At 61.5% G+C, this 25,496-nt stretch carries 20 protein-coding genes; 11 read left to right on the plus strand and 9 right to left on the minus strand.

Going from position 1 to position 25,496, the window contains the following annotated elements; translation table 11 throughout:
- Positions 1 to 38: 38 nt before the first annotated feature.
- Together PSDT_RS07495 and PSDT_RS07500 are read right to left on the minus strand one after the other, a co-directional pair.
- Positions 39 to 956, minus strand: coding sequence for a carbohydrate ABC transporter permease (locus tag PSDT_RS07495; RefSeq protein WP_006288522.1), 918 nt, complete (start codon positions 954 to 956; stop codon positions 39 to 41).
- Between the two features lie 11 nt (positions 957 to 967).
- Positions 968 to 2,248 carry an ABC transporter substrate-binding protein gene (locus PSDT_RS07500; protein WP_006288521.1) on the minus strand — a complete coding sequence of 427 codons (1,281 nt, stop codon included), beginning with the start codon at positions 2,246 to 2,248 and terminating at the stop codon, positions 968 to 970.
- Between the two features lie 157 nt (positions 2,249 to 2,405).
- Between PSDT_RS07500 and PSDT_RS07505 the strand changes: the two genes are divergently transcribed.
- Positions 2,406 to 3,611 (plus strand): ROK family protein, encoded by a 1,206-nt coding sequence (locus PSDT_RS07505; RefSeq protein WP_223293512.1) that lies wholly within the window; start codon positions 2,406 to 2,408, stop codon positions 3,609 to 3,611.
- Between the two features lie 79 nt (positions 3,612 to 3,690).
- On the opposite strand, the gene PSDT_RS07510 is transcribed toward PSDT_RS07505, so the two are convergent.
- From PSDT_RS07510 to PSDT_RS07520, 3 genes are all read right to left on the minus strand, one after another.
- A complete protein-coding gene (locus PSDT_RS07510; protein ID WP_006288519.1) occupies positions 3,691 to 6,003 on the minus strand; it encodes an alpha-galactosidase in 2,313 nt (770 codons plus the stop codon).
- Positions 6,004 to 6,143: 140 nt separating this feature from the next.
- Entirely contained in the window at positions 6,144 to 6,620 is a 477-nt protein-coding gene (locus tag PSDT_RS07515; protein WP_006288518.1) for a nucleoside deaminase, read from the minus strand.
- Positions 6,621 to 6,624: 4 nt separating this feature from the next.
- Positions 6,625 to 6,972 (minus strand): helix-turn-helix domain-containing protein, encoded by a 348-nt coding sequence (locus PSDT_RS07520; protein ID WP_006288514.1) that lies wholly within the window; start codon positions 6,970 to 6,972, stop codon positions 6,625 to 6,627.
- Between the two features lie 290 nt (positions 6,973 to 7,262).
- On the opposite strand from PSDT_RS07520, the gene PSDT_RS07525 reads away from it, so the two are divergent.
- The 7 genes from PSDT_RS07525 to pknB are packed head-to-tail and all read left to right on the plus strand — an operon-like array spanning position 7,263 to position 16,573.
- Positions 7,263 to 7,964 carry an FhaA domain-containing protein gene (locus PSDT_RS07525; RefSeq protein WP_006291094.1) on the plus strand — a complete coding sequence of 234 codons (702 nt, stop codon included), beginning with the start codon at positions 7,263 to 7,265 and terminating at the stop codon, positions 7,962 to 7,964.
- A 39-nt stretch (positions 7,965 to 8,003) separates the two neighbouring features.
- Positions 8,004 to 8,609 (plus strand): FHA domain-containing protein FhaB/FipA, encoded by a 606-nt coding sequence (locus PSDT_RS07530; RefSeq protein WP_006288512.1) that lies wholly within the window; start codon positions 8,004 to 8,006, stop codon positions 8,607 to 8,609.
- Between the two features lie 14 nt (positions 8,610 to 8,623).
- Complete coding sequence (locus tag PSDT_RS07535) at positions 8,624 to 10,237, plus strand: BofC C-terminal domain-containing protein (protein WP_006290019.1); 1,614 nt, start codon at positions 8,624 to 8,626, stop codon at positions 10,235 to 10,237.
- A 10-nt stretch (positions 10,238 to 10,247) separates the two neighbouring features.
- Positions 10,248 to 11,900 carry an FtsW/RodA/SpoVE family cell cycle protein gene (locus PSDT_RS07540; RefSeq protein ID WP_006288510.1) on the plus strand — a complete coding sequence of 551 codons (1,653 nt, stop codon included), beginning with the start codon at positions 10,248 to 10,250 and terminating at the stop codon, positions 11,898 to 11,900.
- The gene (locus PSDT_RS07545; RefSeq protein WP_006288509.1) at positions 11,890 to 13,356 is read left to right on the plus strand and encodes a peptidoglycan D,D-transpeptidase FtsI family protein; all 1,467 of its coding nucleotides are present in this window, start codon (positions 11,890 to 11,892) and stop codon (positions 13,354 to 13,356) included. Before PSDT_RS07540 ends, PSDT_RS07545 begins: the two co-directional genes overlap by 11 nt.
- The gene (locus PSDT_RS07550; protein ID WP_006288508.1) at positions 13,353 to 14,420 is read left to right on the plus strand and encodes a serine/threonine-protein kinase; all 1,068 of its coding nucleotides are present in this window, start codon (positions 13,353 to 13,355) and stop codon (positions 14,418 to 14,420) included. The genes PSDT_RS07545 and PSDT_RS07550 overlap by 4 nt, the downstream gene beginning before the upstream one ends.
- Positions 14,417 to 16,573: a Stk1 family PASTA domain-containing Ser/Thr kinase gene (pknB, locus tag PSDT_RS07555; RefSeq protein ID WP_006290018.1), complete on the plus strand. Its 2,157-nt coding sequence runs from the start codon at positions 14,417 to 14,419 to the stop codon at positions 16,571 to 16,573. The genes PSDT_RS07550 and pknB overlap by 4 nt, the downstream gene beginning before the upstream one ends.
- A gap of 22 nt (positions 16,574 to 16,595) precedes the next feature.
- Here the strand turns inward: pknB and PSDT_RS07560 are convergent, their stop codons facing one another.
- Positions 16,596 to 17,753, minus strand: coding sequence for a class E sortase (locus PSDT_RS07560; protein ID WP_006288506.1), 1,158 nt, complete (start codon positions 17,751 to 17,753; stop codon positions 16,596 to 16,598).
- Positions 17,754 to 17,812: 59 nt separating this feature from the next.
- A complete protein-coding gene (locus PSDT_RS07565) occupies positions 17,813 to 18,604 on the minus strand; it encodes a DUF881 domain-containing protein (RefSeq protein WP_006288504.1) in 792 nt (263 codons plus the stop codon).
- A gap of 154 nt (positions 18,605 to 18,758) precedes the next feature.
- On the opposite strand from PSDT_RS07565, the gene PSDT_RS07570 reads away from it, so the two are divergent.
- Positions 18,759 to 19,418, plus strand: coding sequence for a cell division protein CrgA (locus tag PSDT_RS07570; RefSeq protein ID WP_006288503.1), 660 nt, complete (start codon positions 18,759 to 18,761; stop codon positions 19,416 to 19,418).
- A 191-nt stretch (positions 19,419 to 19,609) separates the two neighbouring features.
- On the opposite strand, the gene PSDT_RS07575 is transcribed toward PSDT_RS07570, so the two are convergent.
- Positions 19,610 to 20,410, minus strand: coding sequence for a rhomboid family intramembrane serine protease (locus PSDT_RS07575; protein WP_006288502.1), 801 nt, complete (start codon positions 20,408 to 20,410; stop codon positions 19,610 to 19,612).
- A gap of 219 nt (positions 20,411 to 20,629) precedes the next feature.
- On the opposite strand from PSDT_RS07575, the gene PSDT_RS07580 reads away from it, so the two are divergent.
- Positions 20,630 to 20,869: a hypothetical protein gene (locus tag PSDT_RS07580; protein WP_006291081.1), complete on the plus strand. Its 240-nt coding sequence runs from the start codon at positions 20,630 to 20,632 to the stop codon at positions 20,867 to 20,869.
- 273 nt (positions 20,870 to 21,142) lie between these two features.
- Positions 21,143 to 22,753: a S10 family peptidase gene (locus tag PSDT_RS07585; RefSeq protein ID WP_006288500.1), complete on the plus strand. Its 1,611-nt coding sequence runs from the start codon at positions 21,143 to 21,145 to the stop codon at positions 22,751 to 22,753.
- A gap of 151 nt (positions 22,754 to 22,904) precedes the next feature.
- On the opposite strand, the gene PSDT_RS07590 is transcribed toward PSDT_RS07585, so the two are convergent.
- Positions 22,905 to 25,397: a glycogen/starch/alpha-glucan phosphorylase gene (locus PSDT_RS07590; RefSeq protein ID WP_006288499.1), complete on the minus strand. Its 2,493-nt coding sequence runs from the start codon at positions 25,395 to 25,397 to the stop codon at positions 22,905 to 22,907.
- Positions 25,398 to 25,496 lie beyond the last annotated feature (99 nt).

Consider the following 25,496-nt stretch of genomic DNA (forward strand, 5'->3'; position numbering starts at 1 on the left):
AGGGCTCTTGCTTGATTTCTTTTCTGTGACGTCACTCATCAGATCTGCTCCCTCTTAGAGAAGAACTTCAATTGGATGAAGGCGATGATGGCCAGGAGGATGAAGTAGATGACTGCATCCGCAGTCTGGTAGGCGTACTCACCGCCGGTAAGACCGTTGTTGTAGATCAGGTAGGAGACCGTCTCGGTGGCCGAATCAGGGCCGCCGCCGGTCAAAGCGACAATCTGGTCGAAGGCCCCCAGAGTGTTCTTCAGGGAGAGGACGGCGTTGATGGTCACGAAAGGTCCCAACAAGGGGAAGGTGATCTGCCAGAAGCCCTGCCAGGCGTTGGCCCCGTCGATCTCGGCGGCCTCGTAGACCTCCTGGTCGATGGTCTGCAGACCGGCTAAATAGAGCAGGGTGTTGTAAGCCACGGACTGCCAGACTGTCAGGAAGACGATGGGGACCCAGGCCAGGTGGGCGTTGGTGATCATGGACTCGCTCAGCCATCCGATGTGCAAGGCCTGACCCAAGGCGGGCAGGGGAACCATGAAGATGTACTTGAAGACGTAGCCGATGACCAAAACGGCCAGGGTGTAAGGGATGAAGAAGATGGCCCGGAAGCCGTTCTTGAAGGCGATGCGGGAGTTGAGCAAGACCGCCAGGAACATGGCGATCAGGTTGATCAGGATCGAGCAGACGACGGCGATGAAGATGGAGAATCCATAAGCATGCCAGACGCGGCTGTCCTGGAAAAGCGCCCCGTAGTTCTTGAAACCGATCCACTTATAGGAGCCGAAGCCTTGGGAATTAGTGAAGGAGTAAAGGACGCCCTGCACGAAGGGCAGGTAAAGGAAAAAGGCGAAGATAATCGCCGCAGGGACCGTCATCCAGTAATAGGTGCGGTCGAACTTGAGTTTCTTCGGCGCGCTGGAGGCCTGGGAGACCCGGCGCGGGGACGATGTGGCGGATGTCATTCTTATATCTCCTACTCGAAGTTCCTGACTTGCACCTTATCCCATTCAGTCTGCATGGAATCGGTGAACCGCTTGGTGTTGCCCGTGGAGACTAGGGTCTGCAGGAAGCCGGCTAGGTTGATGGATGAAGGAATCGAGTGATCGCAGAAGTCCACGATGCGACCGGACTTGAAGAAGGGCAGGACGGAGGCGATCTCCCTGCCGCCGGCCTCGGTGTTCTTCAGGGGGGTGAAGGCGTATTGGGCCTTGGCGTATTCGGCCACGTTCTTCTCGTTCAGGAGGAACTCGATGAACATGCGGGCTTCCTTCTCATGCCTGGTGTTGGCCCCCATGGTGATGAGCACGTCATCGCCGGCGGTCAGCTTCTGGGCCTTGGCGTCGTTGGTGGCGGGCATGTTGGCGAAGCGCAGGTTGATCTTCTTGTTGACCGAAGTCACTTGCGGGATGGCGTAAGTGCCCAAGGGCAGGATGCCGGCCTTGCCTTTGGCGAAGTCCTGGGTGGCCTGCTGATAGGTGATGCCTTTGGTGGGCTGGGCGTAGGTGTAGAGCTGGTACTCTTTCCGGGCGACGTCCGTCCAGATCTTGCTGAAGCTGGTCGTGCCCTTCTTCAGGTCCGTGTACTTGCTCAGGGGGACCATGGTCCCGGCCAGGGAGGCCAGGGGGGCCTGAAGGGTCCAGGTGTCGGCCCAGGAGGCCTCGACCGGGGTGATGCCGGCAGCCTTGAGCTTCTTCAAGGCGGCGAGGAAGGAATCCCAGGTCTGGGGAGGGTTGGAGGGGTCAAGGCCGGCCTTCTTCCACAGGTCCACGTTGATGATGTAACCGGAGGCGTTGCCCGCGTAAGGAAGGGCGTAAAGCTTCTTCTTGGAGGCGTCGGTGGTCTGCACCAGGCTGCGGGAGATGTTCAGCATGCCGGGGTTGAGTTTCTTGGTGATGGGGTCGCCTTCCCAATTGTGGTAGACCCCGGAAAAGGCGAACATGCCATAGGAAATGTCGCCGTTGAGGGTGATGACGTCAGGGACGCGGCCTTTGACCAGGCGGGTGCGCATATCGGTCTGGGCGTTGGCCGTGTTGTTGATGTTGATTGTGATGTTCGGATGCAGTTTCTCGAATTCACGCGACTTCGCGGTGAACCAGGAAGCGGCCTCCGCCTTAAACTGGAAGAAATCCAAGGTGACGGTCCGCGAATTGGACGTGCCGCAGGCGGCCAAAGAACCCGCCAGGGCGACAGTCGCGACCAGAGCGACCAGTTTTCCCAGATATTTCTTCACTGTCAGGGTGCCATTTCTCATCATGACTCCTTTGAGTGGCTCTCCGGTCCAATCCCCACCGGCTGCCTCACCGGCGGAAGACTCAACCTTTATCCCTTCCATTATAATTTTTTGTCCTTTATATTCGATTTAGCGGCATGTTTGCTGGCCTAAGAAAGTAAACAGTGGTAATTTGGTTTTCGTGGAAACTATTTTCTCCGTCCGCCGCATCCCTTTATGGTTTAATCGGTCGGAAAACACGCATGCCATCGTTACCGATATCATGAAGCACGGCCCCCTGTCCCGCTCCCAGCTGGCCGTCACCCACCGCCTCTCCCAGGGGACCCTGTCCAAGATCACCAACAGTCTCATCGAAGCCGAGATCCTCAGAGAGGAAGGCCCCCGGGAGGAGCCCAGCGGCCTGAAGAACCCGGCCAACCGGGGCCGGCCCCAGACCGCCTTGAGCATCAATGCCGCAGCCCGCACCTACATCGGGGTCAACGTGCGGACACACGAATGCGTCCTGGTCCTGACCAACGCCATGTGCCAGGCCCTGGCCCCCCACATCACCCTGCATTACGTGGACAACAGGCCCGACATGGTCACCCAGACCATCGCCGACGGGGTGGACCAGATCCTGTACACGGTCAAACGGCAGGGCCTGCCCTTCCCCAGCGCCATCGGGGTGACCGTCGGTGGGCACGTGACCTCGGGCAACACCGTCACCGCCGCCCCCTTCCTTCAATGGAACGGGGCCGTCAACCTGGCCGACATGATCTCCAAAGCCTGCCAGATACCGACGGCCATCTTCAACGACCTGGATTCCCTCCTGATCTACGAATCCTGGTTCGGGGCCGGACGAAACGTGGACCGTTTCGCCATGCTCACCATCGGCCTGGGAATCGGCTACTCCTTGTGCGAGAACGGGCGGGAAGTCGACTATCCGGACAAAAGCTACGGCCTGGCCAGCCACATCCTGGTGGACCCGGAAGGACCCACCTGTTACGCCGGCCACAAAGGCTGCTCCCAATGCCTGACCACCACCTCCATGGCCGTCCAATACACCAACCTCATGCGGGAGCCGGAGACCTTCGACAGCTTCAAACGCGACCTGGACGCCGGCAACCCCATCGCCCAGCAACTGATGAACCTGACCTGCTTCCGGGTGGGGGCCTTCATCGCCACCATAGCCAACCTGGTCATGCCTCAGAAAATCCTGATCGGGGGAGAATCGGCCCAGCTGACCCTGACCTCCCTGGAATCCATCAGAAACGGTATCGCCCGCTACCGGCACAGCCGGGCGGGGGAAGTGAACTTCGAGATCCTGCAGAACGAATGGGAACGCTGGTCCCTGAGCGGGGCCGCCCGGGTGATCTCCCAATCGGTGATCAAACGGCCGGGCGAATGAGCCCGGCCAGACGGCGGAGAAAGCGGCCGGCCAGTCAGCCAGGTCAGGCTACCGGCCAGTCAACCAGATAAGGCGCCGGTCAGACACGTTCGACGGTGAAGATGACGGCCTGGGCCGGGTAAAGCTGAGGAGGCCGGACCCCGAAATTCATCAAGGACCAGGCATCCAGGACCACGCCCGCGGAAGTCCACCAATACAGAGGGCTCTGGCCGTTGCCGATGCCGGTCAGGTCTTCGCAGGGCTTGAGGGGACGGATCCGGTAAGAGGCATGGAGGTCCAGGCCGGGCAGACGGACAGGCTGGACCGGGTAATTGGGGGACGTGGTCACCTGGGTGAAGCGGAAATAGCCGAAGGACTGGTCTTCGGTCATGGCCCCGTCCAATCTGACGGCCTCGTCGTTCACGTCGGAATGGAACAAGGACCCCCCTCCCACCTTGACCCGGGCCTTCTTGTACTCGTCGATCCAGGAAGTCAACTCCGCCCGCTGGTGTTTGTCGACCTTGTTGAGGTCCCACTCCACCCCCATATGGCCGAAGAAGGACATGGCGGCCCGCATCTGCAAGGAGGCGGAACGCAAAGTGGTATGGGCCGGGGAGGCCCCGATGTGTTCGCCGATCATCTCCGGGGCAACCAGAAGGGAGGTGTAAGGCTGGATGCTGGCCCTTTCCACCGGGTCCACGCAGTCGGAGGCCCAGATGCGATCGCAGCGTGAAAGGATGCCCATATCCACCCGGCCGCCGCCGGAGCTGCAGGATTCGATCTCCAGACCCGGATGCCTCAGCTTCAAGGCGTCGAAGATGGCATAGACCGCTTCGGTCTGCCGGTGGACGGCCGGGAGCCCCGATTTGCGGGAGACGGCTTCGGTAACCATCTTGTTGTGGTCCCACTTGATGTAGTCGATCCCCACTTCCCCGACCAGGGAGTCCATGGCTTTGAAGATGTAAGAGAGCACTTCGTCATTGGTCAGATCGATCGCCTGCTGGAATCGTCCTTCCAGGGCCAGGCGGCTGTGAGTGGGTCCCAGCATCCAGTCAGGATGCGCCCTGGCCACCTCGGAGTTGGGGTTGACCATCTCCGGCTCGAACCAGAGACCGAACTCCATGCCCAGGCTATGCACGTAATCGGCCAGAGGCCCCAGGCCCTGAGGCCAGACCTCTCGGGAGACCTGCCAGTCCCCCAGGCCGGAAGTCTCGCTGCGGCGGGAACCGAACCAGCCGTCATCCACCACGAAACGTTCCACCCCGCATTCCTGGGCATGGTCGGCCAAGGCCTTGAGGGCCTCGAAGGAATGATTGAAATAGACGGCCTCCCAGGTGTTGAGGATGACCGGGCGGGGCTTGGTCCGCAGGTTGGGGTGCAGCTCGCGTTGCAGGTGATGGAAGCGTTGGGCCACCTGATTGAGGCCACGCCCGTAAGAGCCGTAGACCCAGGGGGTGGTGTAAGCCCCGTCTTCGTCCAGATCGGCTTCGCCCCCGAAGAGGAATTCGCCTCCGCCAAGCAAGGGCAGGGAGAAAGGAGTGGAATCCACGGACAGGGTGCTGTTGCCGGACCAGCCCACATGGGCGGACCAGACATCCCCTTCCTCGAAACCGAAACCGGCCGTACCCACGCTCATGAGCAAGGTGGCGTCGAAATCGGGTCGGCCCATGACACAATTTTTCTCATACCGGCCTTTGGTCAGCTTCTGCCTTTGGGGGGACCGCTCGCGCAGATGATGGCCGGTGGTGGTCATGACTTCGGTGGCCACAGCGGGCAGGGGGAACCCCAGCTCCACCATCTGCACGGACAGGACGGAATCGGAGGCCAGATTCCTGACCGTGGCCTTCTGTCTGACCAGGCCGGAATTCAGGACCTGCAGCTCCCAGACAAGCTCCACGCCCTGCTCTTTGTCCTGGCCGACGGCCACCACCCGGGGGACCAGGCCCTGATGGGGGTAGGTGGGGTTGTTGTCCTGGGCCAGACGGATCCTCTCGTCCGTCATCCCGGTCAGGCGCCGGGCCTGGTCGGACAGGCCGTCCACGGTCTCCCCTTCCAGGTCGGTGGTGAAACTGACCATCTCGAACTTGCAGAAGAGCTCCACCCCAGCGCGGCGGACCACGAAACGGGAGCGGCCCGACCAGGCCTCGGCCTGGACCGGCATGATGCTGGGGAAGGGGGTCTTGTCCAAGTTCCCCGAGACCCTCTGGGGGTGCAGGGCGTCATAAAGGTTGACGGCCGTGTCCGGGTTGGACAGGGGCTCCCCCCAGTGGACCAGATGGGGCAGGTTGTTCTCCCGGGAGACCAGCACCACGCTGATCCCGCCGTTCTCCATATAGATGGTGTGCAAAGGGGATCCCATGACGGATCGGGAATCATAGGTCTTGACCATGGCTTCATGACGGCAGTTTGTCATCGGGCATCGCTTTCCTTGGTGATCGCTTCCGGCCGAGCCGGTGGATTACTTTATTTCAGTTATCTTTTTACCGGGATCCATCACCGGTCCGATGTCTACCAACTATAACCAAAATGAGGAAGAAAACAGGCTTAGTTTCATCACTCGGGCGTGGCTCTGCGAGCGCGAAAGAAATTCGTCAGCAGGCTCTGGCATTCCGCCTCCCCCACTCCCCCGACGACTTCGGGCTGGAAGCCGATATGAGGGTCCCGGGGGATGTCCCAGACCGACCCGCAGGCCCCCATCTTCTGATCCCAGGCTCCGAAGACGATGCGGCCCAGATGGGCGCTGACCGCGGCCCCGGCGCACATGGGGCAGGGTTCCAGGGTGACCACCAGGGTGCAGCCCTCCAGATTCCAGCTCCCCCAGGCGGCGGCCCCGGCCTGCATGACTTCGATTTCGGCGTGGGACAAAGGCCCCTTTCCCCTTTGCCGGCCATTGCCGCTTTGGGCCAGGACCTTCCCTTGCGGGTCCACCAGAACGGCCCCGACTGGGACGTCCCCTGCCAGGCCGGCCGCCCGGGCCTGGGCCTGAGCCAGAGCCATGAAGGGGAACCAGGGGGAAGGGGAGTCGATCATGAGGCTATTTTACCGGTTTTCCTTGATTTTGCGAACCTGCCAGGCCGGCGCCTGGCCGTCTCCTTCTCTTTTTATTCTCTTTGTCGCGCAGGCCTTCCTTGTCCCGCAAAAGCTTCTCCTGGGCCATGGCCTGGGTGAAAAGCTCCACGGGGCTGACCTCCAGGGCCTGACAGATCTGCCAGATCTTGTCCACGCTCATGGCCGCCTCCCCACGTTCGATCCTGCCCAGATAAGAGCGGTCGACCGCGGCCTCCAAGGCCAAATCCTCCTGGCTGAGCCGACGATTGGCGCGCAAACGCCGCAAGGCGTCCCCCAGAGCCCTTCTTTTGCGCAGTTTGTCGTCAGAGTCCATGCGGATTATCGTCCGTCAGCCCGGGCAATCTTTCAACGGATTATAAGCCGCAATTCCTCCTGCCTTTCCGGGATCACGGGAGGGAAAAGTAAAAGAATCGCAAGAAGAAGGGGATAGGGAGGGTTCAGAAGAAAAGACTTTGCAATAATTTCCCCTGTATAAGGGGCAGTGAATCCTTTTGTTTTTAGGATGTAGACGTATGCGTAGGCAGACCGATGGAGTCAGTGGGCCCTATTCCCCGTCACCATCGGTCAGCGCGCAGTGCGTCTGTGCGACCAGGAAGGACTATGATGGGCTTTCTCGACAAATTCGAAAAAAGCATCGGAGGCGCCGTCAACGGCGTATTCTCCAAGTTTGGCTCCAAGGACCTGCAGCCGGTAGACCTTTCCAGCGCCTTGGAACGCGAAATCGACTCCCAGGCCATGGCCGTGCGCGGAGACAGGACCGTGGCCCCCAATGAATACCGGTTCAAACTGTCCACCCCCGACTTCGACCATATCGAACAGTGGGGGTCCGAGACCCTGGCCAACGAGCTGGCCGACAATCTGACCAAATACGCCGAAAGCCAGCATTACGCCTTCGTGGGATCGGTCGTGGTCATCTTCGAGGAGGACTTGAACCTGGCCCGGGGCGACTACAAACTGACCAGCGAATCCGTGCAGGGGAACGCCGCCCCGGTGACCACCGACAGCGACAACAAGGATTGCCCGATTCTGGAAATCAACGGGCGCCAGTACCTGCTGACGGCCGACAAGACCGTCATCGGCCGCGGGTCCAACTGCGACATCGTCATCGACGACCCCGGCATCTCCCGTCACCATCTGGAGATCGACATCACCGACAAAGGGGTGATCGCCCGCGACATGGGGTCCACCAACGGGACCTTCGTGGAAGGGCATCAGGTGCCGGCTGCTACACTGGTGGATGGAAACACCATCACCATTGGCCGCACCCGCATCCTCTTCTGGGCTTCCTCCCAGGTGCAGCAGTAGGCCTTTAGGCGGTACAGGCTCCCACACAAGGCCCTTATGATGACAGATTTAACCTTCGCCGTGATGAAGTACGGGTTCCTCATCCTCTTGTGGATATTCGTCTTCCTGGCCATTCAGTCCCTGCGCAAGGACGTGGCACAGATGAGTCCGGCGCCCCGCAAACGCGCCGAGCGGAACAAGTCGTCCCAATCCTTGCCGCGAGCGGGTTCCAACGCCGGCCAGGACATGGGCGCCGGCGCCGCGCCCACCCCCGATCGGCCGGTGACCCCCAGCATGCCTTATGACGAATCCGGGCCCCGGTCCACCAGCCGGACGACGGCCCCGGCTGCCAACGGGCCAACCCCCGTGCGCAAGGCCAGCGTCCTCACCATCATCGACGGGCCCCTCTCGGGTACCACGTATACTTTGGGCTCCCAGCCGATCACCATCGGCCGGGCCCCTGACAACACCGTCATCCTCAAAGACGAATTCGCCTCCTCCCACCATGCCCGAGTCTACATCGACCCCACCAGCGGCCGATGGGCCATCGAAGACCTCGGCTCCACCAACGGGACCGTGGTCGACGGCATGCGCATGACTCAACCGGTCATCCTCCCCTCCGGAGTGCCCGTCCGCATTGGCGGAACGACCTTCGAGTTGAGATAGGAGACCAGCGTCCCATGGCATCGTTACCCCTCATCCTGAGTTCCAGCACCGTATCCGACATCGGCTACGTGCGGCACGACAACCAAGACTCCTCCTTCGCCGGGGAGCATCTGGTGACCGTGTGCGACGGCATGGGCGGGCACGCGGGAGGCGACACGGCCTCCACCATCGCCATCCGGTCCCTGGCCCACATCGAAGGGGTAACCGGGGTCAACCCCAATGGCATGGCGGACATGATGGTCACCTCCATCATCGCCGCCCACGACGCCATCGTGGGCAAGGCCAAACGCGAACGCAAGCTGGCCGGCATGGGGACCACCGTCGTGGCCTTGCGAATGGTCGACGATTTCTGGGTCCTGGCCCATATCGGCGACTCTCGGGCCTACCTCTTGCGGGAGGGAAAACTCATCCGCGGCACCAAAGACCACAGCTACGTGCAACACTTGGTGGATACCGGCCGGATCACCCCCGAACAGGCGAAAAGCCACTCCCAGCGCAACGTGGTCATGCGGGTCCTGGGCGATTTCGACATCGACCCCCGGCCTGATGTCTCCATCCGCACCGCCCTGCCCGGCGACCGGTGGATGCTCTGTTCCGACGGCCTGTGCGGGGTCTTGGAGGACGCCACCATCCGCGAGGTCCTCCTGGGGACCCCGGACCTGCAGAAATGCGCGCAGAAACTGGTCTCCATGGCTTTGAAGGCCGGCAGCACCGACAACGTGACCATAGCCATCGTGGAGGCCCATCAGGCGGCCAACAGCGAAGACGCCACCCGACCCCACCAAGTCCCCCTATTGGGAGGGGCGGCCAGCAAGGCCCCCCAGCCCATAGCGGACATCATCGATTCCCCGGTGGCCATCGCCCCTCCTTTGCGGGAGAATGAAGACTCCCCCGCTTCCCGGGCGGCGGCCTTAGCGCACACAAGGCCTCACGCCGACTCCGGTTCTTCATCCTCTTCATCCTCAGCGGGGTCCGGTGCGGCGGAAGGAAACGAGAGAAGCCGCGAATCAAAGACGGAAGGGTCAAAGGGAAGCCCTGCGGATAAGGTCCTGCAAATCACCCTCCCCCACAGCGCCCATGAGGAAGGGGCCGTGCCAGAAACGGGCGAAATCCCCATAGTCCAGAAGGCGAACGGGATTCTATCCGACGACCCCCATGACCCTCAGGTCAAGGAAGCGGTCAGAGTGGAGGCCAGCAAGGCGGCCCGGAAGGCCCATAAACACAAGGTCGTCACCCGAACCGGCAAGGCCTTGGGGACCCTGCTTCTCATCGCCGCCCTCGCCTTGGGGGCCATGGGAACCTACCGGTGGTTCCAACAGCGTTATTATCTGGGCGAAGCGGATGGGGTGGTCGCCATCTACCGGGGCGTGCCTACCAACATCTTCGGTTTCAGCCTGTCCCGGGTGGAAGAGAAGACGGACATCCAGGTGTCCGACCTGCCTTCCGCCTGGCAGGACCAACTGGAAAGAGGGATTTCTGTGGATTCCCTGGCGGCGGCTTACGACCACATCAAACCGATCGAAAAGGAAGCAAAGGCCAACAAGGCCAACCAATCCAAGAAGACGACGGCCTCCCCCTCGCCTTCCGGCAAGCGATCCCCTTCGTCAAAGTCAACGAGCAAGTCATAGGAGGGCTGAAATGATCGTCAATCGAGTCAAACAGTTCTTCTGGCTGCTTTTCGTCATCCTCATCTCCGCCTTGGGCCTCTTCCAGATGTTCATGCGGACCGAGGGGACCATCCCCCACAACTACCTGGTCGCCTTCGGCCTCCTCCTGCTGGTGATCGTCGCCTCTTGGATCGTCCTGGCCATCAGGCAGAAGTACGCCTCGCACATCATCTTCTTCTGCGTCCTCTTGCTGGCCTTGACCGGGATAACCGAGATCGTCCGCATCGACAGCGAAGACCGCTTCCTGGGCAGCGGGCCGACCAAGGCGGGGATGAACCAGATCGTCTGGCTGATCCTGGCCCTGGTCCTCTGCTCCTGCCTGGCCGCGGCCCTGCGCAACTACCGGATCCTGCGCAAATTCACCTATACCAGCATGGTCATCGGTCTCCTGCTCATGTTCTCCCCCCTGGTCCCGGGCCTGGGCAAGACCATCAACGGAGCCCGCATCTGGATCGGCTTCGGCTCCCGCACGGTGCAGCCGGCCGAATTCGCCAAGCTTTTCATCGCCATCTTCTTCGCCGGCTACCTCTTCGACCATAGGGACCAATTGGCCGTGGGAGGCAAGAAGTTCCTAGGCCTGCGCTTCCCCCGCCTGCGCGACTTCGGCCCCATCCTGGTGGTCTGGGCCGCCTGCATGGGGGTCCTGGTCATGCAGAGGGACCTGGGCACGGCCCTGCTTTTCTTCGCCATGTTCATCTGCATGCTTTACGTGGCCACCGGCCATTCCAGCTGGATCCTCATCGGCCTCATCTTTTTCGCCCTGTCCGCCTTCATAGCCAGCAGGCTTTTCGGGCATGTGCAGAACCGCATCACCGGCTGGCTCCACCCCTTCGACCCGGCCGTCTACGGGGCACCGGGCGGGTCCGAACAGCTGGTGACCGGCATCTTCGGCCTGGCCGCCGGGGGGGCCTTCGGCACCGGCCTGGGCCACGGATACCCGGCCCTGACCCCCATGGCCAATTCCGACTTCATCTACTCCTCCTTGGGCGAGGAGCTGGGCCTGGTCGGCCTGCTGGGCATCCTCTGCCTTTACCTGATCATCATCTGCGCCGGGATCGTCACCGCCATGCGGATCAAGGACGGCTTCGGCAAACTGCTCATCTCCGGCCTGGTCTTCACCATGGCCTTCCAGGTCTTCATCGTGGTCGGGGGGATCACCCTGGTCATCCCCATGACCGGCCTGACCTTGCCTTTCATGGCCGCCGGCGGGTCCAGCCTGACCGCCAACATGCTCCTCATCTTCCTGGTCCTGGTCATCTCCAACGACGCCCACAAACCCCCACAGGACAAAATGTCCGACACCGTGGCCATGGAGGCCCTCCAGGCCCTGCAGGCCAACGAGCGCAGGCGGGAGCGGGAGGAAGCCTTGCGGGCTCAGCGGGAAGAGGACCTCAAATCGCAAGGAGCCCACTCCCCCAAGGTCATCGACGCCACGGAAGACAGCCGACCCACCCAGGCCTTGCCTTTGGTCGCCACCCATCAGGTCCCCCGGCCCGACGCCCAGGATGGCCCGGCCGAGACAGGCCCGGAGGTTGAGCAGGCAGAAGCCGGAAGCGAGACCGAGGTCATCGCCCAGGACGGGACCACGAACGAATTCACGGAGGTGAGAGCGGATGAACAATAATCTTCGCCGGATTTTCAACATCGTCATCGCCCTCATCGTGATCCTGGGCATCTCCAGCAGCCTCATGACGGTGGTCTTCTCCAACCGGCTCAACGCCGATTCCCGCAATTCCCGCGCCTTATACAGCGAATTCGCCACCGACCGCGGCCCCATCCTGGCCGGGGACGGGGAGACCGTCCTGGCCCAGTCGGTCAAGGTCAAAGACGCCTACCAATACCAACGCCAGTACCCGGCGGGAGAGGTCTACGCCCCCATCACCGGTTTCTTCTCCGTCACCCAAAGGGCCCGGTACGGGGTGGAAGCCAGCCGGAACCAACAGCTGAGCGGGATGAGCGACAGCCTCTGGCTGGGCCGGCTCAAGGCCCTGATCGAAGGCCAGGCCAACCGGGGGGCCATCGTGGAGACCTCCATCAACCCCAAGCTGCAGAACCTGGCCTACCAGCTCCTGCAAGGCCGGTCCGGGGCCGTCGTGGCCATCGAACCTTCCACCGGCCGCATCCTGGCCATGGTGAGCACCCCCAGCTACAACCCCAACCTCCTGGCCAGCCACAACGGGGGAAGCGCCAACGAGGCTTGGAACCGCCTGGCCGCAGGGTCCACCAGCCCCATCATCAACAAGGCCACCCGGCAGCTGTACGCCCCGGGCTCCACCTTCAAGATCGTCGTGGCCGCCGCCGCCCTGGAAAGCGGCAAATACACCATGGACTCCCAGATCCCGGCCGGCTCCTCCTTCACCCTGCCCAACACTTCGACCAAACTGATCAACGCCACCCCCTCGGCGGACGGGGTCGGGGGCAAGATCTCCCTGGCCGACGCCCTGGCTTATTCCTCCAACACGGCCTTCGCCCAACTGGCCATCGCCTTGGGCAAGGACGCCGTGGCCTCTGAGGCCAAGAAACTGGGCTTCGGCTCCTCCATCACCATCGATGGCACCGAGACGGGCGGCACCCCCATGCGGTCCGTCCCCGCGGTCTTCCCCGACGTCACCGGCGACGACCGCCTGGCCCTCGCCTCCATCGGTCAGGGGGACACCCTGGAGACCCCCCTGCTCAACGCCATGATCGCCGCCACCGTGGCCAACAAAGGCGTCATGCTCCATCCCACCCTGGTGGACCGGGTCCGTTCCAGCGACCTGTCCATCATTTCGGAACGTTCCACCACCACCATGTCCGAAGGCTTCTCGACCAAGACCGCGGACACCTTGACCACCATGATGCAAGGGGTCGTCACCAAGGAAAGCACGAACCTGACCATCCCCGGGATCTCCGTGGCCGCCAAGACCGGGACCGCCCAGGTGGGGGTCAACAACTCCTCCATCAACGCCTGGGTGAGCGGCTTCGCCCCGGCCGACAACCCCAAGATCGCCATCTCCGTCCTGGTCGCCAATGCCGGCGATTTTGGCGCCCTGTCCGCCGGGCCTATCATGAAACAGATGATGGAGGCCTACCTGAAATGAGACTTGTAGAAGGACAACTGATCCACCGCCGTTACCGGCTGGACCGCCGCCTGGCCCAAGGGGGCATGGGCGAAGTCTGGAAAGGGTACGACATCGAGCTGCGCCGGCCCGTGGCCATCAAGGCCTTGCGCAGCGACCTGTCCGAAGAGGATTCCAAGCTGCAACGTCTGCGCATCGAAGCGCATAATTCGGCCAATCTGGCTCACCCCAACATCGCCGCCTTGTTCGAGTATTACGAGAACGACGGGATCGGCTACATCATCATGGAATACATCCCCAGCCCCTCCCTGTCCGACATCTACAAGGCCCGGGGGGCCATCAAGCCCACCCGGCTCCTGCCCGTCCTCATCCAGACCGCCCGGGGGCTCTACGTGGCCCACAGCCACGGGGTCATCCACCGCGACGTGAAGCCGGCCAACGTCATGGTCTCCCACGAAGGCGAAGTGAAGATCACCGATTTCGGGGTCTCCCGATCCACCGACCAGGGGCAGATCACCCAGGACGGCATGGTGGTGGGCACGGCCCAATACATCTCCCCGGAACAGGCCCAAGGCGACCCGGCCACCCCCCAATCCGACATCTACTCCTTGGGCGTGGTGGCTTATGAAGGCCTCTGCGGCCACCGGCCTTTCACCGGCCGGACCCCGGTGGACATTGCGGCCGCCCACGTGAATTCGCCCGTCCCCCCCATGCCCGACACGATCGACAAGGAACTGCGGGACTACGTGATGCGCATGCTGGCCAAAGACCCCCATGACCGCCCCAAGACGGCCCTGGACGTGGCCCGCAGCCTGGGGAAGATCGAACGCCGCCTCCTGGACGAAGAGGCCCACGAAGCCACGGGGGAGTTCACCCAGTTAACCAACGGCTTGATTCCCCGCACGACCAAGAGCGATTTCGTGATCCCCCGCTACCTTATGCTGCGCGATGGGACCATCGTGGACCAATACGAAAACACCGTCGTCGACCGGGCCCAGCTGGAACCCGGCTCAGCCCCTGCGAATGGCCTGAGGAAAGACACTGAAGACGCGGACAGGCTGACAGAAAGGGAAGGTGCGCAATGAGTATGTTTATCCCCCAATCCTTGGCAGGAGGCCGCTACACCGTCGGCGAGCTGATCGGCCACGGCGGCATGGCCCAGGTGCACATCGGCACCGACACCCGTCTGGGCCGCACGGTGGCCATCAAAATCATGAGGTCCGACCTGGCCGAAGACAAGATCTTCCTGACCCGCTTCCGCCGCGAGGCCCGGGCGGTGGCCCAGCTGAACAATCCCAACATCGTCTCCATCTACGACTCCGGCGAGGAACTCCTGCAGGACGCGGCCGGCCGGCAGGTCCGGGTGCCTTACATCGTCATGGAATACATCAAAGGCCGCACCCTGAGGGATATCATCAAGCTGTCCGGCTCTTTGAGCCCCCAGGACGCCGAACAGGTGATGATCGGGGTTCTCAACGCCTTGGATTACTCCCACAGGATGGGGATCATCCACCGGGATATCAAGCCCGGAAACATCATGATCAGCGACCAAGGCACGGTCAAGGTGATGGATTTCGGCATCGCCCGGGCCCTGGACGATTCCTCGGCCACCATGACCCAGAATCAGGGGGTGGTGGGCACGGCCCAGTACCTGAGCCCCGAGCAGGCCCGGGGCGAGCAGGTGGGGACCAAGTCCGACATCTATTCGGCCGGCTGCGTCCTCTATGAGATGCTGACCGGCAAGCCTCCTTTCACCGGGGACTCGGCTGTGGCCATCGCCTATCAGCATGTATCCGAAACGGCCACCCCGCCCAGCACCCTGGTTCCGGGGCTGGATAAGCGGTGGGACGCCATCGCGGCTCGGGCCATGAGCAAGGACACGTCCACCCGTTATGACGACGCGGCCACTTTCCGCCAAGACATCATCACCATGGCCCATGGAGGCGTTCCCATGGCGGCCGTCGCCTCCCCCTTGTCCGACCTTGCCAAGGACTCCTCCGCCCAGGCCCAGACCCAAACCGCCGTCGCCCCGGTCGACATGCCTCTGCCCGGTTCCTCCGACCAACCTCTGGAAGCGACCTCGGCCCTGCCGGCTGCCATCCAACCGGAGACAGGCGCCATGGCTGTCCTGGAAGACGGCCAGTCGGAAGACGACCGGCCCCGGGCCCTGCGCCGGCAGGAAGAAGAGGCCGCCCAGAAGAAGAGACGGAACAAGAAAATCGCCATCGCCGCCATCATCGGCCTTCTGGCCTTGGCTGGGGTCATGTTCGGCCTCTGGTATTACTTCAACTCCCAAAGCCAGCTGGTCAGCGTGCCGACCATCGAGACCAGCATGTCCCGTACGGCCGCCAAGGAAGCTGTGGAATCCGCCGGCCTCAAGTTCCAAGCCGTGGATGACAACGATTCCAGCGCCGCCAAAGGCACCTTCACCAAGCAAGACCCCCGGGGAGGCACCAAGCTGAAGAAAGGATCGACCGTGCGCGTCTGGTTCTCCACCGGCCCCAAATCCGGGACCGTCCCCGACGTCTCCGGCCTCAGCCAGACCCGGGCCCGCGAAGTCCTGACCAAGGCCGGCTTCACCATCACCCAGACCTCCACCGAGAATTCGGACACCGTGGCCAAAGACATGGTCATCAGGACCGACCCGGCCGCCGGCACCCAGCAGGCGGAAGGGACCTCGGTCATCCTTTACATCTCCACCGGACAGACCACCGTCCCCTCGGGCTTGGTGGGCAAAAGCCAGGCCAGCGTGGTCAAGACCTTGAACCGCAAGGGGTTCAGCACCAACATCATGCAGGAGGAATCGGAGACGGTCCCTTCGGGAAGCGTGACCCGGGTCGACCCGGCCGAGGGGACCACGGTCTCCCAGGGATCGACGATTACGGTCTACGTGTCCACCGGCCCCAAGCAGGTTTCGGTGCCTTCCTCCTCTGACGACCTGAGCTCCACCAACGGGCAAAGCGTGAAAAAGACCTTCACCAACGCCGGCTTCACCTCGGTGAGCGTTCACGGGAGCGCTTCCGACCCGGTGAAATCGGTGACGATCAACGGCAAATCATGGGATTCGGCGCAAGGGACGTCCGTCCCGGCCAACAGCCCGGTTGTGATCACCACCGAGCCGGCCAGCTCACCCTCCCCCAGCGACACCCCCGGCGGCGGGAGCGGAAACTCCGGGTCCAGCGGTTCCTCGTCAGGCTCAGGAAGCGGGGGCGGCTCAGGGTCAGGGAACAATCCGTGAGCCCAGGCTCCGCCGGACCGGCTTAATTCACCGATACGTAATTGGACGAGAACCTCAGATAGGGGATGTTCGCCGCCGCCCAAGGGTAGCCCCATTGGAAGAGGGCGGCGACCAGGCCCACCACCAGGAGGATGAGCAGGACCGCCCGGATGGCCGCAGGGCCGGGTTGCAGACGGTTGATCCAGCTGAAGAGGCTGAAAAGAGGGCGGTCTTCGGCCGGGGTCCGCAGATGTGCGCGCAAAGCCCCGTATCGCAGGGAGAAAGCAGCGGCCAGGTAAGTCACGGTGTAGGCCAGGAAGGCGATCAAGGCGATCTTGCCCGTGTCCGGCAAGGCGGCAAAAGAGGTGGTCAGGCTGGGCTTCTCCTCCTGGCTGAAAGTAACCTGGCCATTGGCGTCTTTCCCGGCCAAGGCGGCTGGGATGCCTTCGGACACGTTGGACCAAGAAGACAGCTTCCCGTAAGAGACCCACCGGTGGGTGGCCGTGCTGTAACGAGGCTCGCAGGTGGTCAGTGTGATGAGCCGCTGAGTCGGGGTCTGGCCGGCTTGGTGGGGCACGGGGGCCACCACTTCCGCCTGGTCGGGGGTGACTATTTCATGACTGGTGTAATCATAGACGTACCAATAGTGGGCGGTCCGCACGATGATCTTGTCCCCGGTCTTGAATTCATCCACATGGGCCAGGGGTTCGCCATACCCGGCCCGGTGGCCCGCGGCCGCGAAATTGCCCACGGCCCCCGCTTTCTGCGAGGTCTCGTAATGGCCAAGCCCATGTAGGTTCAGGTCCTCCTGGCTGGTGCCTTCGACGACGTTCCTCGCCCAGCGAGCCCCGAACCGGGGGATGTAGATCTTCGCTATGACGCTCCCGCGGATGTAGGACCCGCTTTCCACCGGGGCCGTAGCGGCTTCGTGGGCGGGGGCCACCTTATAGGAGCCGGCTTGTTTGGCCGAGGTCCAGGAAGAGGTATAGGCCTGGGCGTCCTGCTCCTGGGTCTGTTGGGAGACCACGCCCGTCCACCAGAGCTGCCAGACCACATACAGGGCGATGACTACGGCGACGACCAAGAGGATCTCGCCGATGGAACCGATCACCCCGCCCACGACCTTGCGGGCCGTGCTCTTTCGCTTCTGCCGCGGCCGGTGGCTCCTCCGTTTTTCCGCCTGAGAATGCCGTCCTTTCATCCCTCTACCCCCGTTCCTTTCACTTTCGAAGCTCATGCCCGTCCTCCTGCTTGCCGCTTTCACTCGCCCTTATTTCCCACGGTGGACGCGTATTTCAGGGTCTGCGTGGTCATGGACGTCTTCGCGAAACGCAAAGATTTCACTTTCTTGGCCGAATATCCCAGACCATCCGCCTCAACATACTCCAAATAAGTGCGGATGGCGGGCGAAGAGTTGAGGGAGACCATGAGCTGGTCAGGGTCCCCGATGGCGCTGATGGTATAAGGAGGGGCGAACTGTTTGCCTTCGATCAGAAGGACGTTGCCGACGCAGCGCACGCTCGTGGAGGCGTTGACCCTCTGCCCCTGGATGGTCATGGCTTCCGCTCCCCCGGCCCACAAAGCGTTGACCACGGCCTCGATGTCCTGCTGATGGACCACGTAATCATTGGCGTTATCCGTAGTGCCGGCGTTGCCCCTCACATGTTGGCTCCACAAAGGGGAGTCATTGAGGGTGACGGTGACCCCCGGCCCTTGCAAGGCGGGCAGGACCGTTTGGGTCGAGTTGGAATTGGCGTTGGCTTCGGACGAGGCGTTCACATCGGAGGCCAGGTTCTTTTTGAGGACGTCGATCTGGTTGGTCAAAGATTTCACGTCGTTGGTGAGGGCGTTCACCGTCTGCCCCCGCTTGGCCAGGAGCCCTTCGGTGTTGGTGCTGGGATCATAGGAGGAGTTGGAATCGACGTTGATGAAGAAGAGCCATCCGACGAGGGAGAAAATTACGATGGTGACCAAGGTCATGTACCAGGGAGTCTGGTCCCTGTGCGAATGCACCCTCTGGGAGGAGGGCTGTCTCCTTGAGAAAAATGCCATGCCCGACGCCCCTATCTATCGTTGGGAACCATTTTATATGCAGGTGTCTATCCGGCCCGGACAGGCCCTTTTCTTCCAGCATAACCAGTAGAATGGCTTCTGGAATTTTGTGTGAGACTTCCGGATAATCTCGCGGATGGCCCTAAGGAGAACAATGGCAGACGAAGAGCAGACAAACGAGACCCTCAAGGATCAGACTGCTTCTGATGCGGCTGAGCAGACAGAGGATGAGACCGTAGACAAGGCCGAGGAAGAAACGACCGATACGACGGAAACGACGGAAGCGGCCGATCAAGCCAGCGAAGCCGAAGAAACCGAAGAGTCCGACGAAACAGGCGAAGCGGCCGAAGCCGACGACGAGGATAAAGCGGATACGAAGGAGGCGGAAGAGGCGGAAGACAAGGACGAGACCGCGGGCAAAGACTCACGCAAGAACTCCGGCAAGCCCTCCCTCCTAGGCCGCTCCAACAAGAAAAAGTACGAGTTCAAGCCCGAAAACCCCGAAGCCGTGGAAGAGGCCGTCAAGCGTCTGCAGGAAGGCATCAGCGACGAGAACATGACCCCTCAGATGGAAAAGATCATGCGTCGCCAGGAAGACCAGACCAAACGCGTGGAGAAGGCCATCGGAGAGACCCACGCCAACCCCCGTTGGTTCGTCCCCGCCTTCAGCTTCCTCCTGATCCTGGGCCTACTATGGGTGGTCGTCTACTACATCACCGGCCTGTACCCCATCCCGGCCGTAGGGGCTTGGAACCTGGCCATCGGCGCCGGAATCTCCTTCATCGGCTTCATCATGCTCATGTGGTGGCACTGATTCCGTCTCCCCCCTTCAACATCGAACACCCCTCTTGTGTCCTTCATGCAAGAGTGGAACTGTGCCCGCCAGGCCTATATGCCGTCGTTCTTCCGCGTCTGACAAACCAACCAATGCCGCTGACGGCCAGAGCGACTGAAAGCGAAGAGACGACGAAGAGACGATGGGGGAGGCGGTAAAAGCCGACGAACTCAGATGGTCAAGACCCTGACCAGCCATATGGCGAGCAAGAGCAGGGCCATGCCGCCCCCATACAGCCCCATCCTGAATCCGATGGACTTCCCCCGCAAAGAGGGGACCCCGTCCGTCATCAGCCAACTCAGAAGCGCCCCCACGGCGAAGCCGCCCAAGTGAGCCTGCCAGGCGACGCCTGAGCCAAAAAGCATGGGGACGACGAGGATCAGACCGAGGAAAACCACCATGCTCCAGGCGTTCTGCCGGCCGGGGCTCTTCAAGGCGGTCACCACCATGGCCCCGAACAGGCCGAAGATGGCCCCGGAGGCGCCAATCATGCTGGCCACAGCCGAGCTAGGCCCCGAGGCCAAAGCGGACAAAAGGAAGGCGACCGAAGCCCCCAAGCCCGAGACCAGGTAAAGGGCGAGGAATTCCCAGTGCCCCAGCATTCTCTCCAAAGACAGGCCCGCCAGATAAAGGGAGACCATGTTGAAGAAGATATGCGAGATGTCGATGGAATGCATGAAGAGGACGGTCAGCAGGGTCCAGGGGTGGGCCAGGGACTGGTCGGACCGGAGCACGAAAGCGCTTTCGTAAACGGCCAAGGCCGGCCGGTTGGTAAAGTAGAGGATTCCGGCGATCAGCCAGAAGAAGACGCATAAGGCTATGAGGATCACCGTCATGTTGGTCCCCCCATTGCGCCATTCGTAGAGCCACTTCCTGCGGCGGACGCGGAAAGACTGGCGGCGTTCGTCCTTGCTTTTGCGCGGGCGGCCCGAGGGGTTCTCGAAAGGATTCTGGTTTCCGTTATAAGCCATGCCTCTATCCTATATCAGGATTGCAACACCCTGGCTTCGCTCTGGTTTCAGGAGCGCAACACGCCGGGACACGCCTGAAATACCGGTGATAATAGCCCCTGGGAAAAATTCTCAGGCCGGAGACGGCGTGTTGTCACCACTTTCCCATAATTTCAGCATAGAATGAATACCAACGATGCCATGGCAGGTCATGCGCGTCTTAAACCGAAAGGAGCCATTATGGACGATCACAAGTCAGGAAACGGCTGGAAGTTTTTTGCACTGGTTTTCGGCGCCTTGCTCGCAGGCTTGGTCGGCTTTTACATCTACAAGCAACAGAACCCTGAGTATGACCCGTGGGAAGAACCATGGGAGAACAGCTCGTCTCCTGTAGACCTCGGTCTCACCGATGAGGATGAGGATGAGGACGCCGCGGATGAGGAAGCTGAAGCAGCCGAGGCTGCGGCCGACGAGAAGTAAACCCTTCAGTCTTCTTCCTGTATACGTCTTTTCACATTTATCAACCTTTATCACAGAGGAAAAGCCCAGGTGCCGAACCCGGGCTTTTCCTTTAAGCGGATCGGAAACACCAGGATGGGATCAGTTGAATGAACCGGCAAGATACTAGCCAATGAGCCGTTAACCGTCAACCGACAAGCCGATGACCAGCTAAAAAGATAAAAATCACGAATCGACCGAATCAAGAGACCAACTGAACCAATAAGGAACCAATAAGACAGAATCGAGGAATCCATGCCAGACAAAGACGCAGTGGACCAGAAAACACAGACCCCGCAAGGCCAGATCCCGCAAGGAGACCAAGCAAGGCCAAGCGACCAAACCCAGAAGAACAACGGTATGCCGGACGAAGCCGAGACCGTCAGCCGTCACAAGACCACCATCCAAGGAAAGCAAGTCAGCTATGACGCCGTCTGCGGCAACATCTGGGTGGAAACGAAAGAAGTGAAACCAGCCGCTTCCGTCTTCCATGTGGACTTCGTCAAGGTGGACGAAAGCGGCAAGAGCGATTCCACCCGCCCCGTCACCTTCATCTTCAACGGCGGTCCCGGGTCCTCCACCACCTTCCTGCTCATGGGGTCCTTCGGCCCCCGCCGGATCGACACCGGCGAAGTTGCCCAAGGCCTGTCCGCCCCCTACCAGGTAGTGGACAACGACTACTCCATGCTCCCCTTCTCGGACCTGGTCTTCATCGACGCCCCCGGGGCCGGCTTCTCCGACGTGGCGGACAAGGCCAAGAAGGAGATCTGGAGCGTGGACGGGGACGTGGCCGCCTTCAGCCAGTTCATCCGCCGTTGGTGCAGCAAGAACCACCGCTGGAATTCGCCCAAGTACCTCTTCGGCGAATCCTACGGAACCGTCCGCGGGGCCGCCCTGGCCCTGAAGATGCAAGTGGATGGCGCCTCCCTGACCGGGGTCACCCTCATCTCCAACATCCTGGATTACGCCCACACCTTCAGCGGGGACGACCAGCTTTACATCGGTTACTTCCCCACCTTCGCCGCCACCGCCCACTACCATGGCAAGGCCGGGGCCGGGGAAGACGCGGCCGCCTTCATCCAGAAGGCCCGTGAATTCGCGAATGGCGAATACAGCAAGGCCCTGGCCTTGGGAGACAGACTCAGCTCCGAAGACCTGGATAAGGTGGCCCATGACTACGCCCAGCTGACCGGCCTGAGCGAGGACTACGTCAAGCGCAACAACCTGCGGGTTCCTATGGAACGGTTCAGCAAGGAGCTCCTCCACGAGGAAGACAAGGTGGTCGGAGTATATGATGGCCGCGTGACCGGCTATGACCTGGATCCGGCTCGCAGCGAGGAGACCTACGCCGCCGACGACGCCTATCTGGACCCGGCTTACACCTCCGCCTGTGAGAATTACCTGCGGGAAGAGCTGGGGGTCAAGGACCACCGTCTGCGTCGGGGCTTCGCCGATTTCGACCTGGGCGGCACCGAGCCCGGCAAATCCTGGAACTGGCACCACACCCTGCCCGATTCCTCGGTCACCAAGGCCCTGGCCTCGAGCTTCGTCCCCTTCCCCCGCGTGATCGATGACCTGGCCTGCGCCATCAGCCACGAGCCAGGGCTCAAGGTACTGATCGGCAACGGCTGGTACGACCTGTGCACGCCTATGTCCCAGACGGAGTACGACATCGACCATCTTGGCCTGCCTAAGCCGCTGCGGGCGAACGTGGCTTTGACCTACTACCCCTCCGGCCACATGATCTACACGGCCCCACAGGCCCTGGCCAAGATCTGGAAGGACCTGGCGGCTTTCTATGCGGCCGATGCCTCCCAAGTCGCCCAGCTGGATGAGCGGCAGCGCCTGCCTGGCGCCTTCGCCTAGGCTCGATATTCACATCGGTGATATTCACATAGGAATAACGAAAAATAACGAGGGGGGAGGGGCTCGGCTCTGATACCGGGTTCCTCCCCCCTGTTTACAAGTTCCCTTGCTATAACTGAGGAAAACTTAGCCTTGTTGGCCTTACGAAGCCTTAGTCCTCGCGGGACTTGAGCTTCTCGTCCTCAGGCAGAGGACCTGTCAGCCAGACGCGCTCCAGGTAATCGGCGATGGAGCGGTCGGAGCTGAAGTAGCCGGAACGGGCCGTGTTGAGCAAGGCCTTGCGGAACCAGGTCTTCTCGTCCGCGTAGGTCTTCTCGATCTCGGCCTGGATGCCCACATAGGCCCTGAAATCAGCCAGGGTCATGAAGTAATCCTTGTTCAGCCAGTCATTGACCAGGTTCTGATAGGTAGACTTGTCTCCGTTGGAGAAAGTGCCGTCAGCGACCATGTCGATGGCCTGCTTGAGGCGGGGGTCGGACTCGTAGTACTGGCGGCTCATGCCCTTGTCATAGCCCTTGGCGTACAGGTCCTCGACCTCATCCACAGTCATGCCGAAGAGGAAGAAGTTCTCATGGCCCACCCGGTCGCGGATTTCCACGTTGGCCCCGTCCAAAGTACCCACTGTCAAGGCGCCGTTGAGGGCGAACTTCATGTTGCCGGTGCCGGAAGCCTCCTTGCCGGCCTGGGAGATCTGCTCATCCAGTTCGGTGGCGGGGATCAGGTTCTGGGCCAGCTCGATGTTGTAGTTCCATGGGAAAAGGACGTTGAGCTTGCCTTCCACCTCGGGGTCGTTGTTGATCACGCGGGAGACGTTGTTGATCAGCTGGATGGTCTCCTTGGCCAAAGCGTAGCCGGGGGCGGCCTTGGCGCCGAAGATGACCGTGCGGGGAGTGAAGTCCTCCAGCTTGGTCTGCCCAGACTTCAAGGAAGCGTAGCGAGAGATGACGGCCAGGATCTTCAAGGACTGGCGCTTGTACTCATGCAGACGCTTGATCATGGAGTCGAACATGGTGTTGGGGTTGACTTCGAAACCGTAGCGTTCCTTGGCGAAGGCGGCGAAGTCGCGCTTGTTGGCACGCTTGACTTCGGCGAAGCGATGAACGAACTCATCGTCATCGGCCAAAGGAACCAGACCTTCCAGCTTGGACAGGTCGGAAACCCAGGAGTCGGTGCCCAGGCCTTCGGTGATCAGGTCGGACAGACGAGGGTTGGCGATGCGGACGAAACGACGGGGAGTCACGCCATTGGTCACGTTGGTGAACTTGGCGGGGAAGAGGTCGTTGAAGTCGCGCAGGGTCACGTCCTTGAGCAGCTGGGAGTGGAGTTCGGCCACGCCGTTCACGTGGGAGCCGCCGGCGGTGGCTAGGTAAGCCATCCGGACCTGCTGGTTGTCGCCTTCGGTCACGATGCGCATGCGATCGATCTTGGCCTGGTCGTCGGTCAAAGAGGAGAGAAGCTTGACGAAGTTCTCGTTGATCTTCCTGATGATCTCCAGATGACGGGGCAGGAGCTTGCCTATCAGGTCCGCAGGCCACACTTCCAAGGCCTCGGGCAAGAGGGTATGGCAGGTGTAGTTGAAGGTACGGGTGGTGACGTCCCAGGCGGTGTCCCAATCATAGCCGTACTCATCCATGAGGATCCGCATGAGCTCGGGGATGCCGATCACGGGATGGGTGTCGTTGAGCTGGAAGGTGATCTTGGTGGGGAAGGTGGTCAGATCAGGCTTCTCCTGGCCGGGATAGAAGGTGCGGATGGCGTCGTGCAAAGAGGCGGACACGAAGAAGTACTGCTGCTGCAGGCGCAATTCCTTGCCTTGGGGGGTGGAGTCCTCCGGATAGAGGATCTTGGTGATGTCTTCGGCCTGGATCTGGTTGTGGACGGCGCCATAGTAGTCGCCGCGGTTGAAGGTGCGCAGGTCGATCTCGTGATAGGCCTTGGCGGTCCACAGACGCAGGGTGTTCACCCGGCCGGATTCATAGCCGGGAACCAGGTAATCCACGGGGATGGCGCGGACGGACCAGTCGGGGACCCATACCCGCTTGCCATCCTTCTCTTGGACGGACCCGCCGAAGTTCACGCGCACGTCGCGGTTGTAATCGGTGTGCCCCCAAGGATTCTCGTTGGTCAGCCAATAATCGGCCCGCTCGTACTGGCGGCCCTGATCATCGAATTCCTGACGGAAGATGCCGTACTGGTACTGGATGCCATAACCGAAGGCGGGCACCCCCAAAGAAGCCAAAGAGTCCACGAAGCAGGCAGCGAGGCGGCCAAGACCACCATTGCCCAGACCGGGTTCGGGTTCGGAGAAGACGACCTCGTTGGCGTCGAAGCCCAGCTCGGCCATGGCCTTGGAGAACTGCTCGCTCAGGCCGGCGTCGAGCAGGCTGTTGCGCAGCTGACGGCCCAGGAGGAATTCTGCGCTCAGATAGCCGACCGCCTTGGTGTTCCCCTTGACCATGTCGGCCCTGGTCTTGGCCCAGGCGGGTACCAGATGGTTGCGGGTCGCCTTGGCGGTGGCCACATAGACATCCTTGACGGTCGCCTCTTGCGGGGTCACGCCTTGCTCGGTGAGCAAATAATTACGGATTTCATCTGCAAAAGCCTCAGCGGTGATTGGGGCATGAGGCGCAGTCATTTGTGTCATAACAATTTTTCCTTCTGTCGTTAACACACTCCATTATGCCTGACCTTATCTACCTTGGGTCCTTATGGCAGTAGCTCGTCGCCTCTGTCTTCCCGGTCC

Source organism: Parascardovia denticolens DSM 10105 = JCM 12538 (assembly GCF_001042675.1).
Classification (GTDB): Bacteria; Actinomycetota; Actinomycetes; order Actinomycetales; family Bifidobacteriaceae; genus Scardovia; species Scardovia denticolens.

Bases quoted from the DNA above. Each gene is read 5' to 3' on its own strand.
- PSDT_RS07570 (WP_006288503.1), top strand. From the start codon at position 18,759: ATGGCAGACGAAGAGCAGACAAACGAGACCCTCAAGGATCAGACTGCT.
- PSDT_RS07540 (WP_006288510.1), top strand. From the start codon at position 10,248: ATGATCGTCAATCGAGTCAAACAGTTCTTCTGGCTGCTTTTCGTCATC.
- PSDT_RS07530 (WP_006288512.1), top strand. From the start codon at position 8,004: ATGACAGATTTAACCTTCGCCGTGATGAAGTACGGGTTCCTCATCCTC.
- PSDT_RS07510 (WP_006288519.1), bottom strand. From the start codon at position 6,003: ATGACAAACTGCCGTCATGAAGCCATGGTCAAGACCTATGATTCCCGA.
- PSDT_RS07590 (WP_006288499.1), bottom strand. From the start codon at position 25,397: ATGACACAAATGACTGCGCCTCATGCCCCAATCACCGCTGAGGCTTTT.
- PSDT_RS07575 (WP_006288502.1), bottom strand. From the start codon at position 20,410: ATGGCTTATAACGGAAACCAGAATCCTTTCGAGAACCCCTCGGGCCGC.
- PSDT_RS07495 (WP_006288522.1), bottom strand. From the start codon at position 956: ATGACATCCGCCACATCGTCCCCGCGCCGGGTCTCCCAGGCCTCCAGC.
- PSDT_RS07500 (WP_006288521.1), bottom strand. From the start codon at position 2,248: ATGATGAGAAATGGCACCCTGACAGTGAAGAAATATCTGGGAAAACTG.
- pknB (WP_006290018.1), top strand. From the start codon at position 14,417: ATGAGTATGTTTATCCCCCAATCCTTGGCAGGAGGCCGCTACACCGTC.
- PSDT_RS07585 (WP_006288500.1), top strand. From the start codon at position 21,143: ATGCCAGACAAAGACGCAGTGGACCAGAAAACACAGACCCCGCAAGGC.
- PSDT_RS07550 (WP_006288508.1), top strand. From the start codon at position 13,353: ATGAGACTTGTAGAAGGACAACTGATCCACCGCCGTTACCGGCTGGAC.
- PSDT_RS07520 (WP_006288514.1), bottom strand. From the start codon at position 6,972: ATGGACTCTGACGACAAACTGCGCAAAAGAAGGGCTCTGGGGGACGCC.
- PSDT_RS07580 (WP_006291081.1), top strand. From the start codon at position 20,630: ATGGACGATCACAAGTCAGGAAACGGCTGGAAGTTTTTTGCACTGGTT.
- PSDT_RS07545 (WP_006288509.1), top strand. From the start codon at position 11,890: ATGAACAATAATCTTCGCCGGATTTTCAACATCGTCATCGCCCTCATC.
- PSDT_RS07535 (WP_006290019.1), top strand. From the start codon at position 8,624: ATGGCATCGTTACCCCTCATCCTGAGTTCCAGCACCGTATCCGACATC.
- PSDT_RS07515 (WP_006288518.1), bottom strand. From the start codon at position 6,620: ATGATCGACTCCCCTTCCCCCTGGTTCCCCTTCATGGCTCTGGCTCAG.
- PSDT_RS07560 (WP_006288506.1), bottom strand. From the start codon at position 17,753: ATGAAAGGACGGCATTCTCAGGCGGAAAAACGGAGGAGCCACCGGCCG.
- PSDT_RS07525 (WP_006291094.1), top strand. From the start codon at position 7,263: ATGGGCTTTCTCGACAAATTCGAAAAAAGCATCGGAGGCGCCGTCAAC.
- PSDT_RS07565 (WP_006288504.1), bottom strand. From the start codon at position 18,604: ATGGCATTTTTCTCAAGGAGACAGCCCTCCTCCCAGAGGGTGCATTCG.